The organism is Streptomyces sp. NPDC059850 (assembly GCF_042731515.1).
Taxonomy (GTDB): domain Bacteria; phylum Actinomycetota; class Actinomycetes; order Streptomycetales; family Streptomycetaceae; genus Streptomyces.
Genome location: NZ_JBHWJI010000095.1, coordinates 1 through 22,439, shown reverse-complemented (window position 1 = coordinate 22,439; position 22,439 = coordinate 1). Strand labels below are relative to the sequence as shown.

Here is a 22,439-nt window from a genome sequence, read left to right as displayed (position 1 = left end):
GGCCCGGCCCCACCAGGGACCGGGCCCGCGCCCACGATCTTCGTTCGACTACCGCAACTACCCGCGACTATCCGCGACTACGCGCTGCTGCTACCGCTCTACCGCGACTCGCGCGCCACCGGCACCGAATGCCGGAGCCTCGCGCAACGCGGACACCGCAGCAGCCGCCCGGGCCCGATGCGGTCGACCGTAAGGTGCCGCATCGGGAACGAAGCGGTGCTGAACACATGCCCTTCGGCACAACGGACGACGGTGCGCTCCATTGAGTCCCTTCCCCATGAACGTGGATGAGCGGACGACAAAAGCCACATTAGGGGATCAACCGCGGACCACTCCAAGCGGCACTCCGCCCCCACACGGTACGCCCCAACTCCCGCACCCCCACAGCACCTTCCCCCACTCCACCCCGCCGAGAAGCCCCTCGAACTCCCCCCGAAAACCGCGAAAACCCCACAGCGAATGCGGCGGGGTCAACCATGGGGTACAGTGAGCGACGATGCGGCACCGAGGGATCGGGACCGTCTCGCGGGTGTAGTTTAATGGTAGAACATGAGCTTCCCAAGCTCAGAGCGCGAGTTCGATTCTCGTCACCCGCTCCAGCACAAAGGCCCAGGTCACAGACCCGGGCCTTGTTTATTGTCTAGACCTCTTACAGGCCACCATGCCCTCCGCGTGCCCTAACTGGCGTACGGAACACCGCCGAAGGGCACGGTACAGGCCCGCACGGGGCGACGCATACATGTCAATCTCACAGAGCGAGATGCATTTTCTGTGACCTGCGCCACCCTCTGTCGCATCGGCGTGCTGTTGCGCCCGCAAAGCGCCAGTCGTTCCGCGCTCCGTGGTCAGTCGACCCGATGACGCAGTCCCTTACCCACCGAAACACCATCAACGATCACCCGGACAGGGCTAGCGTGACGGTCCATGACCGCTGCTGCACCGGCCGGAGCCGCTCTCCTGCCATCCCTCCATCGCCTGCAACTGCGCTTCAACTCCAGCGCCTCGCTCGTCGCGATGGACGCTGACGACGACCCCGCGACGCTGGAGTGGGACTGCCGCGCTGTGCTGCCCCTGTGGAACGCCGACGACGAAGAAGAGGCGGCCGCCAACCAACGGCTTTTGGCTCAGGACGTGTCGCTGTCTCGCACCGCTCACGACGACAGTACGGAGTTGACCGTCTTCTCCATGTCCGGCCTCACACTGGACCTCTGGCGCATCGGCCGCATCTACGACTCGCTGGACTCACGCGACTCCGACTACGAGCATTTCGCCCGGCTCTTCGACTCGTCAGGAGATTTGGGCCTCCATCCAGATCTGGATGACTGCTTGGTCACAGGCACACAGGTCGTCATCATCGACCGAGCTCGCATCGCGCCGGCGTGGCGCGGTCTCGGCGGAGTCGGGCGCTTGCTGATCGCTCGCATGCTCCGCTGGACATCCGTACACGCCGCTCTCGTGGCAACCCACCCGTTCCCCATCGACATCCCCGTTGACGAACGCGACGACGAGGACCGGGTACTTCGGGAGAAGTCCGCAGTTCAGCGCACGTGGGAATCGTTGGGCTTCGAACCGTTTCGCGAAGATCTATGGATCATGAAGCCACACCTACGAGACCACGAAGACGCAGTGCAACGGCTGGAGGCCACACTCACACCCCACCTCAGCCCCTTCGGAGTCTGAGGGCAATTGAACGAGGGGCCTGCGGCGGACAATCGGCTCTACCCCACTCGACACCGCGTCCACCAAGTGCGCGCCAAGGCCCTGCGCCTCTTACGTGGGCGACGAAGACACGTATCAGCAGTTGGACCGACAACTCACGGCGCACTCTTGAGACGGCAGAGGACCCCCGCTTGATGGCAAGGGGTCCTCTGCTCTGGTGGGTGATCGTCAGTGGTTGGCTGTGAGCTCGCCGCTGAGTTTGCCGTGGAGGTGGGCGCTGGGGTCGTTCAGGCCGGTGATCTCGACGGTCTTGCCACGCTGGGCGTACTTGGCCTCGATGGCGTCGAGGGCGGCGACGGAGGAGGCGTCCCAGATGTGGGCAGCGGACAGGTCGATGACGACCTTCTTCGGGTCGGTGGCGTAGTCGAACTGGCCGACGAGGTCGTTGGAGGAGGCGAAGAACAGCTCGCCGGTGACCCGGTACACCACCGTGGCGTGGTCGGGGTCGGTCACGGCGGTGACCTCGGCGAGGTGGGCGACCCGCTTGGCGAAGACGACCATGGCAGTGATCGAGCCGACGACGACACCGATGGCCAGGTTGTGGGTGGCCACGACGACCGCGACGGTGATCGCCATGACGGCGATCTCCCCGGCGGGCATCCGCTTGAGCGTCTTGGGGGCGATGGAGTGCCAGTCGAAGGTCGTGAACGACACCATGACCATGACGGCGACCAGGGCGGCCATGGGAATCTCGGAGACGACCGGCCCGAAGACGACGCACAGCACCATCAGGAACGCGCCCGCCAGGAACGTGGACAAGCGGGTGCGGGCGCCGGAGACCTTCACGTTGATCATCGTCTGGCCGATCATGGCGCAGCCGCCCATGCCGCCGAAGAAGCCGGTGACGATGTTGGCGATGCCCTGACCGATGGACTCGCGGGTCTTGCTGGAGTGGGTGTCGGTGATGTCGTCGACCAGCTTGGCCGTCATCAGCGACTCCATCAGACCGACCAGCGCCATCGCGAAGGCGTACGGCGCGATGGTGGTCAGCGTGTCCAGGGTGAACGGCACGTCGGGCAGGCCGGGCACCGGCAGAGAGGACGGCAGGTCGCCCTTGTCGCCGACGGTGGGCACCGCGATCCCGGCCGCGACCGTGATGACGGTGAGGATCCCGATCGACACCAGCGGGGCCGGGATCACCGTGGTGACCTTCGGGAAGAACACCATCAGCACCAGCCCGGCCGCGATCAGCGGGTAGACGGCCCAGGGCACATCCGTCATCTCCGGCACCTGCGCCATGAAGATCAGGATGGCGAGAGAGTTGACGAAGCCGACCATCACCGAGCGGGGCACGAACCGCATCAGCTTCGCCACCCCCAGCGCACCCAGCGCGATCTGGAATACACCGGCGAGGATCACCGTGGCGACCAGGTACCCCAGGCCGTGCTCACGGTTCATCGGAGCGATCACCAGCGCTACGGCGCCGGTCGCGGCGGAGATCATCGCGCGGCGCCCACCGACCAGCGAGATGGTGACGGCCATGGTGAAGGAGGCGAACAGGCCGATGGCCGGGTCGACCCCGGCGATGATCGAGAACGAGATCGCCTCGGGGATCAGCGCGAGCGCGACCACGAGGCCGCCCAGGACCTCGGTACGCCAGACCTTCGGATCGGTCAGCCAATCGGGCTTCAGACCACGCAGGCGCGCGGCCGGGGACACAGCGGAACCAGACAAGGGGTAAGAACCTCGTGCTCGGGCACGCCCCTTTTTCAGCAAGGCTGGGCGTGCGGGGAACGGTGCGGAGGGCCGGGCCGACCCTCCGCGCACGGCCGCGTGCAGGCGCGGGCCGGAAGTCGGAGAGGGGGACCGTGGCGCGATGGTGCGGCGGGGCTCACGTCCAGGGGCAAGGCGTCACGGCGGGCAGGGCGCGGCGGCGGGCGTCTTGGGCTCGCGCACGCGGTTCTCCTGCAAGAATCGAATCTTTCGCCGGGGGCGCCATCGGCCCCGGCACGGCAACAGCGGGGCAGCGACAGGCCGCCCGCGCCGCTAGCAACTCTACCCTAACGTTAGGGTAGAGATCGGGAGGGGTCGCGACCGGATGCGACCTGCCGGGGACGAGAAGGGCCAGAGGATCACGGGCGTGGACGGCAAGCACATGCAGATCGGTGAGGTCGCCGCACGGACCGAGTTGTCCCTGCGCACCATCCGGCACTACGAGGAGACCGGCCTCGTGGTCCCCTCCGCCCGATCCCAGGGCGGCTTCCGCCTCTACACCGAGGCCGATGTCGCCCGGCTGATGGTCATCCGGCGCATGAAACCGCTCGGCTTCACCCTGGATCAGATGCGCGACCTACTGGAGGCCACCGACCGCCTCGACTCCGGTACGCAGTTGCCGCCCGGTGAGCGGGAGGACCTGCTGGAGCGGGTGAACGGTTTCCACGAGGCCGCGCAGCAGCGGGTGGCGGACCTGCGGACCCAACTGGCGCGGGCGGAGGAATTCGCCGCCACACTGAGCGAGCGCCTCACCTCGGCACAGCATTCCCAGTGACGAGGCTTCAACGCCTCACCAAGACGCGGTGACACCCACCCTCGGTCTCACCTCTCGGCGGGCAGGCTGAACAGCCCGGTGAGGTGATGGCGCAGCACGGCTTCCGCCGCCTCCGGGGTGCGCTGACCGACCAGCACGCTGGTGCCCAGACCGTGGCTCATGACCAGCAGACGCGCCGCCTCAACAGATGCGTCCAGATCGGCAGCCAACTCGCCCTCGCGCTGGGCCTGCCGCAGGACGTCCGTGAGTTGCCGCTCCAGGCGGTTGGGACCTTCGATGAACGGCTGCGCGGCCAGGTCCGGATCGGTCATCGCCAGCACCGCGTACGAGGTCCACACCAGGTGGAAGGCACTGCTGGGTTCGTCAGTGGGCAGGGCCTCGGCGCAGAAGGCCGCGATGAAGGCGTGCGCGGTCGTCGGCTGCGGCAGGTCGGCCAGCCGGGCCGACCATCGTTCGTGACTCTGCCGTTCCAGTCGCTCCAGCGCCGCGTGCATCAACTTCGCCTTGGAGTCGAAGTAGTACTGCACCAGGTTCAGCGACATACCCGCCTCCGCCGCGACGGCCCGCATCGTCACCGCATGCAGCCCCTCGGCCGCGGCCACCCGGACCAGCGCATCGGCGATGTGCGCGCGGCGCTCGGCATGATCGACCCGCTTCGGCACCCCGCCCTCCTTCCTGTCTCCGCCCCAGATTTTCATAGTACCGCTGTACGATAAAAAATCGCGACGGCGGTGACGACGGGAGGGTCATGGGATTCCGTGCGACACATGGAGGCAGTGGCACACCGGACACCGCGCCCCAACCAGCTACGGGCCACAGGAACTCAGCGGTGCTGTGGCTCGCGTGCGCGGCCCAGTTCATGGTGGTGCTGGACGTGTCGGTGGTGAACGTCGCGCTGCCCGCGATCCAGGACGCCCTGGGGTTCGACGCGGTGGGGTTGCAGTGGGTCGTCGGCGGCTACGCGCTGGTCTTCGCCGGGTTCCTGCTGCTCGGCGGGCGCCTGGCGGACCTGTACGGGCGCCGCCGGGTCTTCCTGTGGGGGCTGGCGCTGTTCGCGGCCTCCAGTCTGGCGGGCGGAGTGGCCACCACGCCGGGGCTGTTGATCGCGATGCGGGCCGTGCAAGGGCTGGGTGCCGCGGTGCTGGCCCCGGCGACGCTGACGATCCTGACCACCACCTTCGCCGAAGGGCCGTACCGCACCCGGGCGCTGGCCACCTGGACCGCGGTCAGCTCCGCCGGAGGGGCCGCGGGCAATCTGATCGGCGGCGTCCTGACCGACACCCTCACTTGGCGGTCCATCCTGCTGATCAACGTCCCCATCGGCGCGGTGGCCCTGTTCGCCGCGGCGCGGTTGCTGCCCGCCGACCGCGCCCGCGCCGAGGTCGGGAAGCTCGACCTGCCGGGGGCGATGCTGGCGACGCTCGGCGTGGGCGCGCTCGTCCACGGCGTCACCCAGGCCGGCACGCACGGCTGGCACGCACCGACAGCCCTGGTCGGCCTCGCTGTCGGCGTTGCCGCACTGGCCGCATTCGCGGCGGTCGAAGTCCGGTACGCGACAGCACCGTTGCTGCCGCCGCGCCTGGTGCGGATGCACCCGGTCTGGGCAGGCAACGCGGTGATGCTGCTGGCCGGAGCCTGCTTCATCCCCATGTGGTACTTCCTGTCGCTCTACATGCAGGACGAGCTGCACTACGGCGCGCTGACCACGGGGGCAGGATTCCTGCCACACACCCTGGTCGGCATCGCCGCCGCCCGCTCGGCCCCCGCCGTCATGCGGCGCACCGGACCCCGGACGCTGATCGTGGGCAGCGCGCTGCTGTCCGCGGCCGGGTTCCTGTGGCAAAGCCGGATCGAGACGGGAAGCGGCTACCTGGACGGCATGCTCGGGTCCGGCGTCATCATGTCCGCCGGGATGGGCCTGCTGATCACCCCCATCACCACCACCGTCACCTCCGGCATCCCCGCGCAAGACGCCGGAGCGGCCTCGGGGCTGATGAACGCGACCCGGCAGATCGGCGGCGCCCTCGGCCTGGCCACCCTGGTCACCCTCGCCTCAACCACTGCCGATACGACCGCCTCCTACCGGGCAGTGTTCCTGGCCATCACGGCCATGTGCGCGGGCGTCGCCGCACTGGCATTGACGCTGCCTGCCCCACACGACCAAGACGAGCGGTGACCCGAAAACAAGCTAACGCTTCACAAACAGGCGCCCTTCCAAGGGTTGAGGTTCTTTAATACCAAGGCTTAGCTTGCTATTTGTGGATAGTGACGCAGGCAGTCAAGCGAACACAGATCTCCTGCTGGCCGAGTCGTTGAGGTGGGGGGTCTCCCGACTGGCGTCCCGGCTCCGCGCCGAGCAGCCGGGAAGCAGCCGGACGCTGACGCGGCTGGCGGCTTCGGTGCTGGCCAACCTTCGGCACAGCGGCGCGTTGACACCCTCCGAACTGGCCGCCATCGAAGGTATGCAGGTGCAGTCCCTGACCCGAGTGCTCAACGAGTTGGAGGAGCAGGGTCGTATTCACCGCTCGCGCAGCGAGGTGGATGCGCGCCGCCAGAACATCGCGATCACGGACGCGGGGCGGGAAGCGCTGAAAGAGCACGTCCGAGACGGCAATAGATGGCTGGCGGAGGCGCTGAGGCAGACGCTGTCGCCTGCCGAGCGCGGCGTGTTGCAGATCGCCGCCGGACTGCTGGAGCAGGTGGCCGCGGCCGAAGTCGCCACTGAACCGCGAGACAGGCTGGCGCACGCATCCGCGGACGCGGAGGGGGCGGCTCCCCCGCTATGACCGTTCGCCGCACCGAGAACGCGGCCCGACCTCGTCACACTCCTGGCGTCGCGGCCCCACAACGGGCACGGCTGCTCCTGGTACTGGCCGGGCTGAGTGCGGCCAGTCCGCTGGCGACCGACATGTACGTTCCCGGGCTTCCGGACCTAGCCCGTTCACTGGGGGCCGATGCCTCGGGCGCGCAGATGTCCCTGACCGGCTTCCTGGCGGGCATCATCGCCGGACAGCTCGTCCTGGGACCGCTCAGTGACGCAATAGGGCGCCGCCCAGTCCTCGTTTCGGGGACCGCGCTGTTCGCCCTCTTCTCCGTCGTGTGCGCCGTGGCCCCGACCTTGGCCGTACTGAACGCGGCGCGGGTCGGGCAGGGCTTCTCGGGAGCGGCCGGAATCGTCATCGCCCGCGCAGTGGTCACCGATCTGTTCGACGACGGTGAACTCGCCACGGCCTTCTCCCGGTTAGGAGCGATCAGCGCCGCGGCCCCGGTCCTGGCCCCGCTGGCCGGGGGAGCCATCCTGCTGGTGGTGTCCTGGCGTTACGTCTTCGCAGCGCTCGCCCTCATCGGCCTGCTCCTCGTCCTGGGCGTACTGCGCTGGGTCCCGGAATCCCATCCGCCACACGCGCGCCTGACCGGAGGACTGGCCGCCAGCCTTCGCACCATCGGACAGGTCGCCGCCCAGCGCACCGTCATCGCCCCGGTACTGACTCTGGCCTTCGGCGGGGCAGCGGTCTTCGCCTACATCGCCGGGACCACCTTCGTCTTCCAGGACATCTACCACCTCGCCCCGGCTCTCGCCAGCCTCGTCTACGGCGTCAACGCCATCGGCAACATGGCCGGCAGCCTGGCCTGCGGACGGTTGGCCAAACGCTGGTCCGCCGAAACCCTTCTCATCGCCAGTGCCGTGCTGGCGATGGCAGGCCCAGCAGCCCTGCTGCTCGTCCAGGTGACCGTCGGCAGCACCATGCCCGTGACGTGGCTGTGTCTCCTGCTCTCCCTCACCGCGTTCGGGGTCTTCTTCCCTACCGTGGTCACCGTCGCCCAAAGCCGCGGGCGCACAGCGCCCGGAGCCACTTCCGCCCTCCTGGGCGGCGGCCAGTTCCTCCTCGGGGCGGCCGCCTCCCCGCTGGTCGGGCTGTTCGGCACCCACAGCCCCGCACCGATGGCAGCAGTGATGACCGTCTGCCTCGCCCTGGCCACCCTCGCGGCCACTGCCACCCGGCTGACGCACCAGCCCTGAGCGAAGGGCAGGCGGGCTGGGGCGCATCGACTCGCCCCAGCCCCGCACTTAGCCGTCAGGCTTCCCGCGCCTTCGGTGGCCGGGACAGCGCCCTGTCGCGCGCCGCTCGCACCCTCGCGTCGATGCCCTCCGCGACCTCCTGCTGCCGCTCGTCATCGGAGTGCTGGTAGATCAGCGCAGCCTTCTCCGACGACTGCCCGGCCCGAACCATCGTGTCCTTGAGCGTGGCCCCGGACTGGGTGGACAGGCTGTGGCCGGTGTGGCGGAGGTCGTAGAAGCGGAAGTCCTCCGGCAGCCCGACCTTGGCACGGGCCCTTCGCCACTTGCGGCCGAAGGAGGAGCGCCGGAACGGGGCGCCCTTCTCGCCCACGAACAGCAGGCCGTCGGGCTCCTTCTCGGCGAACCAATCGAGGTGTCGCTTCACCTCGATGTAGAGGAAGCCGGGTAGGTAGATGGTGCGCACACCGGCGTCCGACTTCGTGTCGCCCTCGACCCGGCGGCCGGTGGTCAGCTCGGGGGCCGCTTCTCGCACCCGCACCGCGAGGGGGTCGAGCGTGGCGTCGGACCGTCGGAAAGCCGCCTGCTCCTCTGGGCGCATCGGGCCGTAGGCGCCGAAGTACACCATCAGCCGCCACCTCGGGCCCATGGCGTCGGCGAGTACGTCGATCTGCTCGACGGTCGCGGTCGGCCGTTCCCTGGCCTTCTCGATGCCAGCGCCCTTGATCCGGCAGGGGTTTCGCCGGATCAGCTCGTCGTCGGCCGCGGTCTCCATGATGGCCTTGAGCAGCCGGTAGGACTTGGCGACCGTCGTGGCACCCGTCGCCTTGAGCCGCTCGGCTCGCCAGCTCCGGACGCCAGGCGGCGTGATCTCGTCCAGGTCCATGTCACCGAAGGCGGGCAGGACGTGCAGCCGCAGCAACCTGCGGTACAGCTCATCCGTGGTCGCGGAGAGGCCGCGCTCCTCCACCCACTTCAGCGCGTACGCCTCGAAGTTCACGGCTCCGACGTCCGGATCGACCCAGTGATTGCGCTCGATGTCGGCCTGGGTCAGCGTGAGCCAGGTCTGCGCGTCGGTCTTGGTGTCGAAGGTCTCCGGCGCCTTCCGCCGGGACCCGTCCGGCGCCCAGTACCGGGCCTGCCATCGGCCCGAGGGGAGTTGACGCACCGTGCCGAACTCGCGCCGCCGCTGCGGCTTGCGTCCCGCCATCAAGCCGCCCTCCTGTAGCGCGAGCGCATATCGCGGCGGGACGCGACGGTGTGGGCCTCGATGTACTCGGCCAGCACGCTCTCAGGGATGCGGACGGGCTTGCCCATCTTGACGTAGCGGATACGCCGCTCGGCGATGAGCCGCCGTACGAAGCGCACGCCGGTGCCGAGGCGCTCGGCGGCCTCTTCCACGGTGAGGAGGCGTTCAGCCATGCATGATCACCTCCTTCGCGGCGCTCGGAATCCGCGTGGAGGCATGGGGTATCGCCAGTGGGCGCAAAGGGTGAAGTCCTCTTCTGGCAGGCGTAGGTGCGGCAACACCGGCCTGCCGGTCGATCGTGAGGGATGTGGTGTGGCTCCCGTCCTGGGGGTTTGCGGGCCCAGGACGGGTTGGGGCGACGGGCTATGCCTCGTCGCTGGATCCGCTTCCGGCGTCTGGGTGGTCGCCCTGCGGGGGTCCGTACGTCTCCATCAGGTGGGCGGCGCTGGCCTCGGCGATGGCGTTCGAGACCGCCACCTCGGCCTCCTCGCGGATCTCAGGGTGTTCCGTGAGGTAGGCGTCGAGGGCGTCGCGGGCACGGGTGTGGTCGGCATTCGCGCGCTGCGTCTCACGGAACGTGTCGACGACCGCGTTGATGAGTTCCATGGCGCGGGCCTTGGCCGCGAGCTTCGGGGGGCCGACGAGGTTGCGCAGGTCGAGGCCGAAGACCTCGGCGAACCCGATGGCCTCGTCGAGGTTGATGCGGCGCTTGCGGTTCTCGATGCGCCAGACTCCGGACGGGTTCATCTCGAAGCCGGCCTCGTTCAGGCGGTCGGACAGGGCGTTGGTGCTCCAGCCGCGCGCCTCGCGCTCCAGCTTGATCCGTACCGCGACGTTCTCCTCGCCGCTGAGCAGGACTCCCTGCGGAGCGTCGTCGTCAACCACAGCCACCTCCTTCCATGCGTAGCAAGCCCCTGCCATTCGCAAGGACCCCTCAAGAGTAACATGGCTTCTGCGAGATGCAGAACACTTCTGCGATTCGCAATTCATGTGGCATGCTGGTAGTACCCCCGCATCACACACCAGGAGCGCGACCCGACCCTCACGCCACAACGCAAAGCCCCCCGGCGACTACCGGGGGGCTGAAGCGCAAACCTCTCAACCGCCATCCCTAGCGATCAACCTGCGAGGCCGGGATTGCCGTCCCATATGGCCCGCAAGCAGAGGAGCTCGACGCCCAGTATGGACGACGCCCAGCCGAACACGCCATCCCTCCCCCCGCCCGGCGACCCCACCGACGTTCCCACCTCACCGCCCGCGGGCGAGGAAGTGCTGCGCGATCTGCGGGCGCAGATCAAGCGGTTCGTCGTGCCGCCCAGCGAGGAAGCCCTCACCGCGGTCACTCTGTGGGTGGCGGCCACGCATCTGCAGACCGCGTGGCAGCACGCCCCGCGCCTTGCCGTGGTCGGTCCGGCCAAGCGGTGCGGCAAGTCGCGGCTGCTGGACGTGGTGACCGAGACCGTCCGCGCCCCGTTGATCACGGTCAACGCCAGCCCTGCGGCGATCTTCCGGTCCATCACCGAGAAGAGCCCGCCCACCCTGCTGGTGGACGAGGCCGACACCCTGTTCGGCAGCCAGAAGGCCGCCGAGCGCAACGAGGACCTGCGCGGCCTGCTCAACGCCGGACACCAGCGCAACCGGCCCACCCTGCGCGTCACCGGCCCCGAGCACACCCCCGTGGCCTTCCCCACCTTCGCGATGGCCGCCCTCGCAGGCATCGGCGACCTCCCCGACACGATCATGGACCGGTCGGTGGTCGTCCGCATGCGCCGACGAGCCGCCGGAGAAAGCGTGTCGGCCTTCCGTACCGGCCGTGACACCCCCGCCCTCCACGCCATCCGCGACCGCCTCACCGCTTGGCTCCGCCGCTTGCACGCGAAGGCGATGGACATGGAGCCGGACATGCCCGTCGAAGACCGCGCGGCCGACACCTGGGAGCCCCTGGTCATCGTCGCCGACCTCGCCGGAGGCGACTGGCCCTCGCTCGCCCGCACCGCCTGCCGGACCATGTCCGCCCACGAGGCCGGGCAGGACGAGAACGCCGGACTGCGTACCCGCATCCTGGTCGACATCCGCCAGGTCTTCGCCGCCGAGGACGACCCCGCCATCCTGCGCACGAGCCGCCTCATCGAGCAGCTCAACGCCGACACCGAAGCCCCCTGGGCCGGATACGGCCCACACGGGCTGAATCCGTGCAGCCTGCGGGTGCTGCTGAAGGACTACGGCATCAGCTCGGCCAACCACCGCTTCCCCGGCGGCACCCAGGCCAAGGGCTTCGCCCGCACCCAGTTCCTCGACGCGTGGGCCCGCTACTGCCCCGCACCAGCCCCCGAGCCCACCGAGGCCAGCACGTGCTCCGACGGCACCGCCGCCTGACCCGACTCCACTCGTCCCACCCGTCCCCGCGCAGGTCAGCGTAGGGACGGGTGTGGGGTCCGCAACGGGTCGACCCGACATCACCGTTCCACCCGTACCTGCCCTGACCAGGCATGCGACGGGTGGGACGAGTCACCGCACCTCCTGGAGTGCCACCGCTTGCCTTCCCTCAGCTCCACCACCGCCCCGGCTCCCACATCCGGGACCGGTGCGATCCGCGTCGGTATCGCCCTGCTCGGCGCGATCGGCTTCGCCCTCTCCTACGACGCGCTTCGCCAGATGGCCGTCGCCATCCACATCCGCGGACTGCTCACCTACGCCTTCCCCCTCGTGATCGACGGCTTCATCGCCATCGGTGTCCGCGCCCTGCTCATCCTGCGCACCGCCCCCTCGCGCTCCCGCCTGTACGTATGGGCGCTCGTCGGACTGGCCACCGCCACCAGCATCTGGGCCAACGCCCTGCACGCCATCCGCCTCAACCAGCAGACCCGCCACACCGGACTGCACCTCGACGACCTCACCGTGGGCGCCCTGTCCGCCATCGCCCCACTCGCCCTCGCCGGAGCCGTCCACCTCTACCTCGTCATCCAACGCCACACCACCAGCGTCCGGCACCAGGAGGACAGCGCCGCGCACCGCCACATCAACACCAGCCGCCACGACCACCAGCCCACCGGACGCCCACACCCCACTCACCCCGATGACGAGCCGGAACGCCTGGAGACCGCGCCAGCGACCAGCGCCACGGACGTGGCGGGAGACGCCGACGACGTGGCGGAGGAACCGCCCGCCAAGCCCAAGGGCCGACAGCCCAGCGCCACCATGGACGAACTCGTCGGCATCGGACGCACCGCTCCTCCAGGACGCGACGGCCGCATCTCACGCCGCGCCGTCGAAACGGCGATCCGCGCCAAGGGACACAGCGTCGGCCGAGCCCGCCTGGACGAAGCCACCCACATCCTCCAAGCCGAACTCGACACAGCCCGCGCCAAGGCCGACTGACCTCGAAGACCGCACTCGTCCCGCCCGCCGCTGACCCGTCCCACCCGTCCCCGCGCAGGTCAACACGGGGACGGGTGTCCAGCCCGTGACGAGTCCACCCGACATCAACCCCCGCCACCCCGTCCACGGAGACGCTTCCATGCACAACCCGCACAACGAACCCGCCACCAACCAGCAGGAGATGACCACCACCGCAACCAGCGCAGCAAGGTATGGCGTTGGACCGTCCAAGGGCCGGTCCAACGCGGATGCCTCCGCCCCGGGGGCGGCGGAGGACCTCGGGCACCAGGGGGTACCCGAGGAGGAACAGCCCGCCGACGCCCCCGAGCAGTCGCCCGTCGCCCGCGCCGACGACACTGTGCACCGTGTCGCCCGCCGTCGTGCCCGCGAAGACGTCCAGCGCAAAGAGCGTGTCGACGTCCGCTACAGCGTCGACGAGAAGCGCGCGATCGTCGCCCTGGCCCGGGAGATGGAGATCGCCAGCGCCCACCTCGTCGGCGCCCTAGTCATGGCCTACCTCGACGGCAACCTCCGCCTCCCCGGCCAGCGCACCCAGTTCGACGACGTGATCGACGAGCTGGCCAACCTGCGCGCCCAAGTCGCCGCGATCGGCAACAACGTCAACCAGATCGCGTTCCGCCTCAACGCCGGAGGCGACCCACACCCTGTGGACACCACCGTCTTGACCCAGGCGGAGCACACCTTGGACACCGTCCGCGAAACGATCCAGAACATCGCGGCGGTCATGAATCACGCCGTCTCCGCGAAGGCGGCCTGATGATCGCGAAGATCAGCAGCGGCAAGGACACCGCCGGCCTGATCAGGTACCTCTACGGCCCCGGCCGAGCCAACGAGCACACCGACCCGCACCTGGTCGCCTCCTGGGACGGCTTCGCCCCCGACCCCGGCCGCAGCAACGACTCCAACGCCACCAGGAAACTCCTCGTGGCAGACCTCGACCTACGCCTCCACCAGGCCAAGCGCCTTGGTCGAGCGCCGAAGCAGCACGTGTGGCACTGCTCCCTCCGCGCCTCCCCCGAGGACCGGACCCTCAGCGACGACGAATGGGCGACGATCGCCCGCCGCATCGTGGCCGCCACCGGCATCGCCCCCGAAGGCGACCCGGACGGCTGCCGCTGGGTTGCCGTCCGCCACGCGGAGGACCACATCCACATCGCCGCCACCAAGGTCCGCGGCGACCTGCGCACCGCCCGCCACTGGAACGACTACCTCACCGCCGACAAAGAACTAGCCGCCATCGAGAAGGACTACGGCCTCCAGCAGGTCATACGCGGCGACCGCACCGCCGCGAAACGCCCCACCCGAGCCGAGCAGGAGAAGGCCCACCGCACCGGTCACCATCGGGCCGCCCGCGAACGCCTGCGCTCCACCGTCCGCACCGCGGTCTCCGTCGCCACCAGCCCCGAAGAATTCCTGGACATCCTCACCCGCACCGACAACGTGCACGTGGATATCCAGTACTTCCCGTCCGGCGAAATACGCGGCTACAAGATCGCCCTCGCAGGCGACACCAACGCCGCAGGCGACCCAATCTGGCACTCCGGCTCCAAACTCGCCCCCGACCTGTCCTTCCCCAAGATCCGCGAACGCCTCACAGACCTCGACACCCCACCAACGACGGCACCGGAAACCCACCGTCGTCCCAACCCCTGGCACCAAGCCACCGCAGCCGCCGAACGCATCCCCACCCGCCTCGCACAATCCGACGACGCAACCGCCCAGGCCCACATCGCCGCCTTCGGCGAAGCCCTCGACGCCCTGCCACTCCTCGCTCCCAAGGACCTCCGACCCCAACTCCAGCAAGCCGCGATCGTCTTCGAACGCGCCACCCGCTCCCGCATCCGCGCCCAGCAGGACCAGGCCCGAGCCCTGCGCAGCGCCATCCGCACCCTGCGCTCGGCTCCCGTCACCGGGGACGGGGCCGGCCTCGCGATGTTCCTCGACGTCGCCCTCCTAGTCGCCACCGCCGCCGCCCGCTGGCACCGGCTCCGCCAACACGACCAGCAGGTCGCCGCGGCCCACCAGACCCTGCTCCACCTGCGCACCGCCTACGAACAGGCCGCCGCAGCGCCCCTGGCCGCCCTCGCTCAGCGCAAACCGCCCCAACAGGTGGTCGACCGGCTCGCCCGCCAGCTGCACCAGGTCGTACCCGCATACGCGGAGCAGGTCCTCAGCGATCCTGCGTGGGACGCTCTCGCCACCGCTCTCACAGATGCCGAGCACTCCGGCCACGTCCCCGCGCGAATCCTCCAGCAAGCCGCCAACGAGCGTGCGCTCGACGACGCCCGTTCCCCGGCCCAAGTCCTGGTCTGGCGTGTCCACCGCCTCGCCGAAAGGCCGGTGCCCAGCGCGCGAGCCCTCGCGGCGCAAGCTCGCAGCGCTGCCTCGCCGCGGCGACTCCAGCCCGTACCGATTAGCCAGCCCCCGAGGAACCTGCACGCTCCTGCACTTCGGCCTCGCCGATGATGCAGGACCAGTCGCCAGCTCGGGCCCTTGCCCCCTGTCACCGGCTCACGGCCGGCAGGGAGACCTTGTTAGCCACCGTGAGGGGGTGAGTACGAATTCCGCACTCCACACAAGCACTTGTGCAAGAACTTTGACATCAACTAAAGTGCACTCGGTAGCAAGGTGCTGCAATGCGAAGTTCGACCCGAGGAGTCGTCCGCATGAATGTTGCTCTTCCCCCTTGGACGACCGAGGTGTTCGGCAAGCAAGCACCGGCGGTCCGCGTCGCCCTGGGTCAGTCGCTGCGAAACATGCAGAGTGATGCTCAGGCCGCGCAGGAGCAGGTCGGCTCGCGCACCAACCACACCTACGGGGTGTCTCGTTGGCAGGGCCAGTTTGAGCGGATGCAGGACGAGCTGAAGGATCTCCCGGGAGCAAGGTCGGTCAAGCCGTACCGCTTCCCGTTCGAGTTGATGCTCATCGGGAACGGACTGCTCTACCCGTTCCTATACTCGAAGAAGAAGTCGGACGTCCGCTCGGCCCGCATCCCCTACGAGTCGCAGCTGATCAAGGAACTCTTCACCTTCGCGCCCGAGCCGACACACGTGCAGGACGCTTTCGACTTCTTCGCTTTCGACGATGGAGTCGAGACAGTGGAGCCGCGCGGCGGCCTCGCGACCGTTCCACCCGGCACCCATCTGGTCCTCGTGCCGTTCGCATGCAACGTCTCCGAGCTGTTGGATGCGCACTGGGGAATCGCTTCCTTGGGCGCGAGTCGGCACCTGGAGTGGAGGACCGGTCCCGAGCCACTCACCCTGCCTGTGACGGTCACCTCCCACGGACAGCGTCTGGTCAGCATTCCCAGCCAGTCGATGGCCCCGGCCGCGGAACACACCAGCTTCGATCATGGGACGGAGCCAGCGCTTACGCTGTCCTCGCGCCCGAACGTGGACCGGAAGCGGGACGACGTTCCGCCGCTGACCGAGCCAGAACCAGTCGAGGACCAGACCAGCGAAGACGATGCGACCGACTAAGCAAGACCTCATCCCGGGCCTGGAGGAGCGGGGCGCAACACCCCGTGCCATCTCCGATGGCTTCGACCCTGCTCGGCTGACGCAGGCACGTCGGCTGGCCGAGATGACAAAAAAGGATGTCGCAACGTTCCTGGGAGTGACACCAGCCGCTGTGGGCCAGTACGAGACGGGGGTCTCACGCCCCCGTCCGGACCTGATCCCCCGTCTAGCTGAAGTACTGGGCGTACCCGCCACCTTCTTCCTGGTCGGCCGTCCTGCAAACCGGCTCGATGCCTCCATGGCCCACTTCCGCAGCTTGCGCAGCACACCGAAGTCGCAGCGGGAGCGGGCCTTGGCCTTTGCCGAGCAGATCTGGGAACTCACCTATGCCCTGGAGCAGAGGATCCAGTTGCCCCTCGTGGACCTGCCTGGATTCGCCGGTGGAGAGGTCCACCCTGGGGCGGAGCTTCCTACCGACCCGGCAGCAGCGGCACGCGAACTCCGGCGGCGTTGGAGGTTGGGAGAGGGTCCGGTCACACACCTGGTGCGGCGCATGGAGTCACACGGCATCATCGTCGTGATGCCGCCAGCATCCGATCCGTCGGCTGCGACCGTGGACGCCTTCTCCACACGAGCGGCCCGGCCACTCGTGATCCTCACAGCCAATCGGGCCGACGACGTGTATCGCCACCGCTTCACAGCCGCCCATGAACTCGGCCATCTCGTACTCCACGGCGACGCCACCGGCGACAGTCGGCAGGAGAAAGAAGCCGACGCTTTCGCCGCTGAATTCTTGACCCCTCAGGACAGCATCCTGCCGCTTCTCCCCAAGCGTATGGATCTAGCGAAGCTGGCCGAGCTCCGGCGGGTATGGGGTGTATCCATCCATTCGCTGGTCTACCGATGCCGTGAGCTAGGGCTGATCTCCGACGCCACCGCGAGCCGCACTTACCAGCGTCTCAGGGCCCTGGACGGCCAGCCCGGCTTCGCACCTGAGGCCGTGTCCAACTTCTCAGGCGAGCAGCCATCCCTACTGAGGCAAGCCTTCGAACTGGCTTGCAAGGAAACGGACCTGTCAGCAGCCAAACTTGCCCATGAGCTGGCCTGGACGACCAAGCGCGTCCGCGACCTATTGGGCGTCCAAGAACAACGCCCTGTCCTACGACTCGTGCAGTAGGGGCGCGTTGGCTACGCCGAGGATCACGCCCGCTTCATACCTCAGCAGGCCACGGGCGGCTTCTCCCATCGCGCGCTGTTCGGTAGCAGCTTGCCGCACCAGACGGCGTATGTTGCGGCATCACGCCAGGTCACCCAAGTATCCGGGTGACCCAAGAGGCTGTCCGGGTACGGTCCGCCCGAGGTGGACCGCGTCCATGCGCCTGCGCGCCGTCGACGAGGTTTCCGATCAGGATCACCGCCCGAAAATCCAGGCAAGTTCGTTCCTGGCTAGGCAGCCGAGTCACGGGCAAGCGTCGTCCTTCGTGGTCAAGCGCCTGAGTCGGGCTCGATCTTTCTGTCCCCTTTGCCCCTCGCAGCGCTGGGCGTGAGCCGTACCATCGGAATACGCGACCATGCCTGACCGAACCCGCTGGGGTGAACGTGAGCGACTGGGCCAGCCGCACGACGGGGGAGCGCATCAAGTACCTCCGCCGTACTGCGGAACTTACACAGACACAGCTCGCCGACTTGGCCGGCATCTCTGTCGCCACCGTGCAGAAGGCCGAGCAGAACAAGGGCGAGCTGTCCATCGGCTACCTGCTCAAGCTCGCCGCGGGCCTGCGTACGGACGTCGCCGTCATCCTCGGCCAGCAGGCACCGCGCCACGACATGAGCCTGGAGGCCCGCGCGGCGCTGCGGCAGCTCGCGGACGCCGTACACGAGAGTGCCCTCGGCGACTGGAAGGGCATCGGGGAGCCGAGCAGTCTGGATGAGCTGACCCGCGCTCACGGGCTGGCCTACGAAGCGTACTGGCAGGGGGAGAACGGGCAGTTCAGCAATCTGACCTCGAAGATCCTCAGAGAAGGACGCGCGCGGTACGAGCAGGTCTCCGGCTGGGAGCGGGAACAGCTCGGCCGCCTGCTCGCGAGCACCTATCAGGCCGCCGCGTCGAACGCCATCCTGCTCGGTCAGCGCGATCTCGCGTTCGCCGCGCTCACCTCCGCCCATCACCTCAGTGCGGAGGCGGGCGATCCGGCACTGTCGGCTCTCTTGGACTCCACGCTCTCGTGGGCCTACCTCCGAGATGCGAAGGTCGAGCAGGCGATGATGGTTGCCGAGCGCGCAGCCGCCCGGATCGAACCGCCGCTGAGCAAGGCACCCGGCCCTGAGCTGCTGGCCTACGGTCGCTTGATGATCTCCGCGGCCGTCGCCGCCTCACGCTTCGAGAAGGGCAGGGGCGAAGCGGCGGCGAACGAGTACCTCTCACGAGCACACGCGGCGGCCTATCGCGTTGGCCGCGACAAGTCGCTCTACGGCACCCACTTCGGCCCGACCGCGGCGAACACCGAAGCGGTGGGCATCCGGGTCGCGCTCGGGGACTTCGGACGGGCGTTGAAGCTCGAAAAGGAGACCCCTCTCCCCAAGTCCATGCCGAAGCTGGCGCGCAACCGCTACAAGCTGGACGTCGCGCTCGCCCAGGTCGAAGCCAAGCTCTACGACAAGGCCGGTGACACCCTCATCGAGGTCGGGCTCGACGCGCCGGAGTGGATCAAGCACCAGGCCCTTCCCGGGGTGATCGGCAGGCGGCTGGCCAAGGTCTCCACGTCGAAGGTTCATTCGATCAGCGAGATCATCGGCGTGCCCTTGATCGTTTAAGTCGTACGCAGCGTACGAGTCACGCCCATACGACCTTGGAGAGTCGTACGCTCCGTCCGTTCACCCCGCGTGAGCGCGCCGACACGATATGGCGCATGGTTGGAAACGCGCACACGACGGCGCCTGTTGCCCGGTCACCTCGCCTCACGCCACAACAACGATGGCGAAGGCGGGAATTGACCGACGCGACCGTTGGGGTCGAGCGATTCAAGGTCATCGTCTACGTGTGCACCGCCGCGAACGCGGATCCCACCTTGCCTCGTCAGGAGTGCATCGAGCACGCCGAGATGTACGGCTGGGACGTCGTGGCCACCATCGTGGACAACACCGGCCTCTCCGCCCCACAGGGGCGCACGGGTCTGTACGAGGCAATCGAACGCATCAAAGCCGACGAGGCCGGTGCGATCCTCACCGCGTACCGCTCCATGATTTCGCCACGCCAGGACGAGTACGACCAGATCGTGGCTGAGGTCGAGGAGGCCGGCGGCTTCCTGGCGGTACGAGACCGCGAGCGTCAGATCACGGATGCGATGGGGTGTTCGCCAGAGCGGAAATGCCGCTCCCCCAGGGCTTGAGCACGCTCCAACCATGAGCGGTGCGGGCCGCTTCCGCATCCCTCGATGCCAGCTTCTCTTCCCCGACCTCGTGGAGGACGGTGTGATCACTCTCGCTTCGCCGAGCGCAACCGCTCCCCGGGAGTTGCGCGGGAAGTTACCGGGCGCGTTCAACGACGGCATACCCCCTGCCCACCCGCAGCAGGGGAGGACTCCGCAAACAGACGCTCCGGAGAGCCGCATGGACTATCCCGACCGTTTCGTCATGTCCTGCACCCGTAGTCCTGAGCGGGTCGCCCAGATCCGGCGCATCAGCGCGGCGCACTTGCGCCTGTGGGGGCTCGGCGAGTGTGTCGAGACAGCGACCCTGCTCATCAGCGAACTCGTCACCAACGCGGTCCGATACGGCGAGAGAGACGAGATCAGCTTCTCCCTTTCCCACCTCAAGGGAGAGGTACGGATCGACGCGGGCGACGGATCCCCCGGCCACCCCAGAGTGAAGCGCCCTGCCTCCTACGAGGAGACGGGGCGCGGCATGCTCATCGTCGACACCCTCGCCGACGAATGGGGAACGACCGACGACGGCAGCAGGACCTGGGCCACCATCGCAGCCCCGGCACCGATGCGGATCACACCCGGATTCTGGTGCGAGTGGCGCGGGGCCGACGGAGAACGCCTCGCCGCATGCGCATCTCCCCAGCCGACCTCGGCGATCAGCTGGGCCCGCACCCAAATGCGAGTCATCGCCTCCACCATCGGAGAACCCCTCCTTGCGGATCTCTGGGACTGGCTCTCCGATGGCTGGCGCGATGCCACCGCAGCACTGGAACGTGGCGAGGACTTCACCCTCCCCCTCGTCGCCGGACCGCACGCCTTCGTCTGGCACGCGCGTCCCGTCCGCTTCCTTCCCATGGCCCTCGCAGCCCCAGAAGGGAGTGCATGCCAGTGCTGCGTTACTGGGTAGAGGCGACCGGGGAAGGGCCGGTGGACGGCCAGGTCGTGCGCGTCGTGCTCGGCCACCACGACGCCAGGAGCCGCCGACTCGCCCTTCGACGCGTCCGTGGACATGCGCTTCACATCGCCGACGGGCTCGACCCCAGCCCCGAGGCGCCCTGGCTCGGCACTGCCCCCATGCAGCCGGTGAGCGACGGCCTGCCTGACGTACCAGCGCTCTTCCGCACCTGGTGCGACGACGAGGTGCAGCAGGAAGCCGCCCTCACTCAACTTGCCGCAGGAAAGCCCTTCAGGCTCACTGCCGCCGACCACACTGGACACTACTCGCTGACCGTCTGGCCCGTAAGCCTCCCAACTCCGCAGGAGGACACGCTCGGTGCCACGGCAGCGAACCCCATATGCCCCCGCTCCGGCCGCCGACGCCGCAGGAAGCCTCGCCATGCGGCGAGGAAGGCACGTTGGTGGCCGGGGCGGGGTCCGGGTCCCGTCTCCGCTGTGTGAACTGGAGGCTCCCCCGACCTCGCAAGGGCAGGTCAACAGCGCGAGGCGGGACCCGCACGAAGCCACCACAAGGAGAGGTGCGTTGACAGCACCCCTGGACGACGGCGACGAGGTGTTCGACCTGATCGGCGCCATCACCACCAGCACCAGCACCAGTGCCCGCGAGGAACCAACCGATAGCCAGCGCGTCCGCGCACCCAACGAAATGAGGGACAGATGACCGTTACTGCGACGCCACCAGCACGAAGTCGCAGCACCACAAACCCGCTTCGAAGCCGTCCGGCCGTCCGCCGCTTCCTGGAAGGCCCGGCACTCACCCCCGCGGACCTGTCCATGGTGCTGCTCGTCACCGAGCAGCAGGCCGACCGCCCCATGCCGACCGTCACGGTCCCGCAGATCCCCGCAGCGATGCACGAAGCACGATTACACGGCATCCGATCGGTCAAGATCTTCGCCGAGTCCACCCGACGCGACGCCACGGGAGAGATTTCGCTCGTGCCCGACGCGCTCATGGCCCGGGCCGTCCGTGCCGCGAAGGACGCTGAACCGGACCTCGCGGTCATGACGGAGACGTGTCTGTGCTCGTACACCGACTCCGGGCTCTGCTACGTCACCGACGTACACGGCCGCCCGGACATCCCCGCCACCATCGACGTCACCGCCCGGCAAGCCGTTGCACACGCGGCGGCAGGAGCCGACATCGTGGGGCCGGCCTCCATGGTGCTCGGCACCACGCAGGGCGCCCGAACCGCGCTGAACGACGAGGGATTCAGCAGCGTCTCCGTCATGCCGCACGTGATCTTCTGGAGCAGCCTCTACGACGGCTTCCGACGCACCATGGGTGCCACGCCCAAGGCAGGCGTCGACCGCGAGTTCCAGATCAACCCCGGCAAGCCCCAGCAGTTCATCGACGCGGCACTCCAGCTCGTCCAAGACGGTGCCGACATGCTCCTGCTGGAGCCCGCCATGTTCACCGCCGACGTGCTCACCCACCTCAAGCAGCACACCGGGACACCGCTCTTCCCGTTCTCCGTGTCCGGCGAGTACACCACCCTCTCGTCCCTCGACTCCAAGACCGGCAAACGAGACGTGCGCAGGCTCATCGAACTCTTCACCATGCTCAAGCGAGCCGGAGCCGACGCCAGCGTGACGTACGCGGCGCTGGACATCGCCCGGCAGCTCAGCGGCTAAGAAGCCGTTGCTCTATCGATCACGGTGATCACTGGTTCGAGTGCGGCGACTCGGTTGGGTGATCTCCAGCCGAAGCGGGCATGAAAGCAGGGCC

General features: G+C 68.4%; 22 protein-coding genes and 1 tRNA gene. 17 read left to right on the top strand and 6 right to left on the bottom strand.

Annotation, left to right across the window (positions count from 1 at the left end; genetic code table 11):
• The first annotated feature begins 525 nt into the window (after positions 1 to 525).
• Both ACFV9T_RS40945 and ACFV9T_RS40940 read left to right on the top strand, forming a co-directional pair.
• Positions 526 to 599, top strand: a tRNA-Gly gene (locus ACFV9T_RS40945).
• 325 nt (positions 600 to 924) lie between these two features.
• Positions 925 to 1,680, top strand: coding sequence for a hypothetical protein (locus ACFV9T_RS40940; protein WP_385448510.1), 756 nt, complete (start codon positions 925 to 927; stop codon positions 1,678 to 1,680).
• Positions 1,681 to 1,887: 207 nt separating this feature from the next.
• Here the strand turns inward: ACFV9T_RS40940 and ACFV9T_RS40935 are convergent, their stop codons facing one another.
• Positions 1,888 to 3,378: a SulP family inorganic anion transporter gene (locus ACFV9T_RS40935; RefSeq protein ID WP_385448507.1), complete on the bottom strand. Its 1,491-nt coding sequence runs from the start codon at positions 3,376 to 3,378 to the stop codon at positions 1,888 to 1,890.
• Positions 3,379 to 3,757: 379 nt separating this feature from the next.
• Here ACFV9T_RS40935 and ACFV9T_RS40930 point away from each other — a divergent pair, with 379 nt between their 5' ends.
• Entirely contained in the window at positions 3,758 to 4,207 is a 450-nt protein-coding gene (locus ACFV9T_RS40930) for a MerR family transcriptional regulator (protein WP_385448504.1), read from the top strand.
• Positions 4,208 to 4,254: 47 nt separating this feature from the next.
• Here ACFV9T_RS40930 and ACFV9T_RS40925 read toward each other — a convergent pair whose 3' ends face one another.
• Entirely contained in the window at positions 4,255 to 4,869 is a 615-nt protein-coding gene (locus ACFV9T_RS40925) for a TetR/AcrR family transcriptional regulator (RefSeq protein ID WP_385448502.1), read from the bottom strand.
• Between the two features lie 167 nt (positions 4,870 to 5,036).
• Between ACFV9T_RS40925 and ACFV9T_RS40920 the strand changes: the two genes are divergently transcribed.
• From ACFV9T_RS40920 to ACFV9T_RS40910, 3 genes are all read left to right on the top strand, one after another.
• Positions 5,037 to 6,383: an MFS transporter gene (locus ACFV9T_RS40920; protein ID WP_385448500.1), complete on the top strand. Its 1,347-nt coding sequence runs from the start codon at positions 5,037 to 5,039 to the stop codon at positions 6,381 to 6,383.
• An 82-nt stretch (positions 6,384 to 6,465) separates the two neighbouring features.
• Positions 6,466 to 6,993: a MarR family winged helix-turn-helix transcriptional regulator gene (locus ACFV9T_RS40915; RefSeq protein ID WP_385448497.1), complete on the top strand. Its 528-nt coding sequence runs from the start codon at positions 6,466 to 6,468 to the stop codon at positions 6,991 to 6,993.
• Complete coding sequence (locus ACFV9T_RS40910) at positions 6,990 to 8,228, top strand: multidrug effflux MFS transporter (protein ID WP_385448494.1); 1,239 nt, start codon at positions 6,990 to 6,992, stop codon at positions 8,226 to 8,228. The genes ACFV9T_RS40915 and ACFV9T_RS40910 overlap by 4 nt, the downstream gene beginning before the upstream one ends.
• 55 nt (positions 8,229 to 8,283) lie before the next feature.
• Here ACFV9T_RS40910 and ACFV9T_RS40905 read toward each other — a convergent pair whose 3' ends face one another.
• The 3 genes from ACFV9T_RS40905 to ACFV9T_RS40895 all read right to left on the bottom strand — a co-directional run bounded on the left by ACFV9T_RS40905 (position 8,284) and on the right by ACFV9T_RS40895 (position 10,395).
• A complete protein-coding gene (locus ACFV9T_RS40905; protein ID WP_385448491.1) occupies positions 8,284 to 9,435 on the bottom strand; it encodes a tyrosine-type recombinase/integrase in 1,152 nt (383 codons plus the stop codon).
• A complete protein-coding gene (locus tag ACFV9T_RS40900; protein ID WP_385448489.1) occupies positions 9,435 to 9,647 on the bottom strand; it encodes a helix-turn-helix domain-containing protein in 213 nt (70 codons plus the stop codon). The genes ACFV9T_RS40905 and ACFV9T_RS40900 overlap by 1 nt, the downstream gene beginning before the upstream one ends.
• Before the next feature lie 190 nt (positions 9,648 to 9,837).
• Entirely contained in the window at positions 9,838 to 10,395 is a 558-nt protein-coding gene (locus ACFV9T_RS40895; RefSeq protein WP_385448486.1) for a transcriptional regulator, read from the bottom strand.
• A 261-nt stretch (positions 10,396 to 10,656) separates the two neighbouring features.
• Between ACFV9T_RS40895 and ACFV9T_RS40890 the strand changes: the two genes are divergently transcribed.
• The 6 genes from ACFV9T_RS40890 (at position 10,657) to ACFV9T_RS40865 (ending at position 17,508) form a co-directional block, all read left to right on the top strand.
• Entirely contained in the window at positions 10,657 to 11,850 is a 1,194-nt protein-coding gene (locus ACFV9T_RS40890) for a DUF3631 domain-containing protein (protein WP_385448483.1), read from the top strand.
• A gap of 159 nt (positions 11,851 to 12,009) precedes the next feature.
• Positions 12,010 to 12,852 (top strand): DUF2637 domain-containing protein, encoded by an 843-nt coding sequence (locus tag ACFV9T_RS40885; RefSeq protein WP_385448480.1) that lies wholly within the window; start codon positions 12,010 to 12,012, stop codon positions 12,850 to 12,852.
• Positions 12,853 to 12,991: 139 nt separating this feature from the next.
• Entirely contained in the window at positions 12,992 to 13,630 is a 639-nt protein-coding gene (mobC, locus tag ACFV9T_RS40880; protein WP_385448477.1) for a plasmid mobilization relaxosome protein MobC, read from the top strand.
• Entirely contained in the window at positions 13,630 to 15,339 is a 1,710-nt protein-coding gene (locus ACFV9T_RS40875) for a relaxase/mobilization nuclease domain-containing protein (RefSeq protein WP_385448474.1), read from the top strand. The genes mobC and ACFV9T_RS40875 overlap by 1 nt, the downstream gene beginning before the upstream one ends.
• Before the next feature lie 200 nt (positions 15,340 to 15,539).
• Positions 15,540 to 16,352 (top strand): hypothetical protein, encoded by an 813-nt coding sequence (locus tag ACFV9T_RS40870; RefSeq protein ID WP_385448472.1) that lies wholly within the window; start codon positions 15,540 to 15,542, stop codon positions 16,350 to 16,352.
• A complete protein-coding gene (locus ACFV9T_RS40865) occupies positions 16,339 to 17,508 on the top strand; it encodes a helix-turn-helix domain-containing protein (RefSeq protein ID WP_385448469.1) in 1,170 nt (389 codons plus the stop codon). The genes ACFV9T_RS40870 and ACFV9T_RS40865 overlap by 14 nt, the downstream gene beginning before the upstream one ends.
• A 41-nt stretch (positions 17,509 to 17,549) precedes the next feature.
• Here the strand turns inward: ACFV9T_RS40865 and ACFV9T_RS40860 are convergent, their stop codons facing one another.
• Positions 17,550 to 17,765 (bottom strand): SUMF1/EgtB/PvdO family nonheme iron enzyme, encoded by a 216-nt coding sequence (locus ACFV9T_RS40860; protein ID WP_385448467.1) that lies wholly within the window; start codon positions 17,763 to 17,765, stop codon positions 17,550 to 17,552.
• Positions 17,766 to 17,930: 165 nt separating this feature from the next.
• On the opposite strand from ACFV9T_RS40860, the gene ACFV9T_RS40855 reads away from it, so the two are divergent.
• The 5 genes from ACFV9T_RS40855 to ACFV9T_RS40835 all read left to right on the top strand — a co-directional run bounded on the left by ACFV9T_RS40855 (position 17,931) and on the right by ACFV9T_RS40835 (position 22,345).
• Positions 17,931 to 19,145, top strand: a complete 1,215-nt coding sequence (locus ACFV9T_RS40855; RefSeq protein WP_385448464.1) for a helix-turn-helix domain-containing protein — start codon at positions 17,931 to 17,933, stop codon at positions 19,143 to 19,145.
• 176 nt (positions 19,146 to 19,321) lie between these two features.
• Positions 19,322 to 19,720, top strand: coding sequence for a hypothetical protein (locus ACFV9T_RS40850; RefSeq protein ID WP_385448461.1), 399 nt, complete (start codon positions 19,322 to 19,324; stop codon positions 19,718 to 19,720).
• Between the two features lie 220 nt (positions 19,721 to 19,940).
• A complete protein-coding gene (locus ACFV9T_RS40845; protein WP_385448458.1) occupies positions 19,941 to 20,663 on the top strand; it encodes an ATP-binding protein in 723 nt (240 codons plus the stop codon).
• Positions 20,664 to 21,236: 573 nt separating this feature from the next.
• Positions 21,237 to 21,374, top strand: a complete 138-nt coding sequence (locus tag ACFV9T_RS40840; protein ID WP_385448455.1) for a hypothetical protein — start codon at positions 21,237 to 21,239, stop codon at positions 21,372 to 21,374.
• Positions 21,371 to 22,345 carry a hypothetical protein gene (locus ACFV9T_RS40835; RefSeq protein WP_385448452.1) on the top strand — a complete coding sequence of 325 codons (975 nt, stop codon included), beginning with the start codon at positions 21,371 to 21,373 and terminating at the stop codon, positions 22,343 to 22,345. Before ACFV9T_RS40840 ends, ACFV9T_RS40835 begins: the two co-directional genes overlap by 4 nt.
• Positions 22,346 to 22,439 lie beyond the last annotated feature (94 nt).

Coding starts and splice junctions, on each gene's coding strand:
- ACFV9T_RS40895 (WP_385448486.1), bottom strand. CDS start 10,395: ATGGCAGGGGCTTGCTACGCATGGAAGGAGGTGGCTGTGGTTGACGAC.
- ACFV9T_RS40910 (WP_385448494.1), top strand. CDS start 6,990: ATGACCGTTCGCCGCACCGAGAACGCGGCCCGACCTCGTCACACTCCT.
- ACFV9T_RS40870 (WP_385448472.1), top strand. CDS start 15,540: ATGAATGTTGCTCTTCCCCCTTGGACGACCGAGGTGTTCGGCAAGCAA.
- ACFV9T_RS40930 (WP_385448504.1), top strand. CDS start 3,758: ATGCGACCTGCCGGGGACGAGAAGGGCCAGAGGATCACGGGCGTGGAC.
- ACFV9T_RS40865 (WP_385448469.1), top strand. CDS start 16,339: ATGCGACCGACTAAGCAAGACCTCATCCCGGGCCTGGAGGAGCGGGGC.
- mobC (WP_385448477.1), top strand. CDS start 12,992: ATGCACAACCCGCACAACGAACCCGCCACCAACCAGCAGGAGATGACC.
- ACFV9T_RS40890 (WP_385448483.1), top strand. CDS start 10,657: ATGGACGACGCCCAGCCGAACACGCCATCCCTCCCCCCGCCCGGCGAC.
- ACFV9T_RS40875 (WP_385448474.1), top strand. CDS start 13,630: ATGATCGCGAAGATCAGCAGCGGCAAGGACACCGCCGGCCTGATCAGG.
- ACFV9T_RS40845 (WP_385448458.1), top strand. CDS start 19,941: ATGGACTATCCCGACCGTTTCGTCATGTCCTGCACCCGTAGTCCTGAG.
- ACFV9T_RS40900 (WP_385448489.1), bottom strand. CDS start 9,647: ATGGCTGAACGCCTCCTCACCGTGGAAGAGGCCGCCGAGCGCCTCGGC.
- ACFV9T_RS40905 (WP_385448491.1), bottom strand. CDS start 9,435: ATGGCGGGACGCAAGCCGCAGCGGCGGCGCGAGTTCGGCACGGTGCGT.
- ACFV9T_RS40940 (WP_385448510.1), top strand. CDS start 925: ATGACCGCTGCTGCACCGGCCGGAGCCGCTCTCCTGCCATCCCTCCAT.
- ACFV9T_RS40835 (WP_385448452.1), top strand. CDS start 21,371: ATGACCGTTACTGCGACGCCACCAGCACGAAGTCGCAGCACCACAAAC.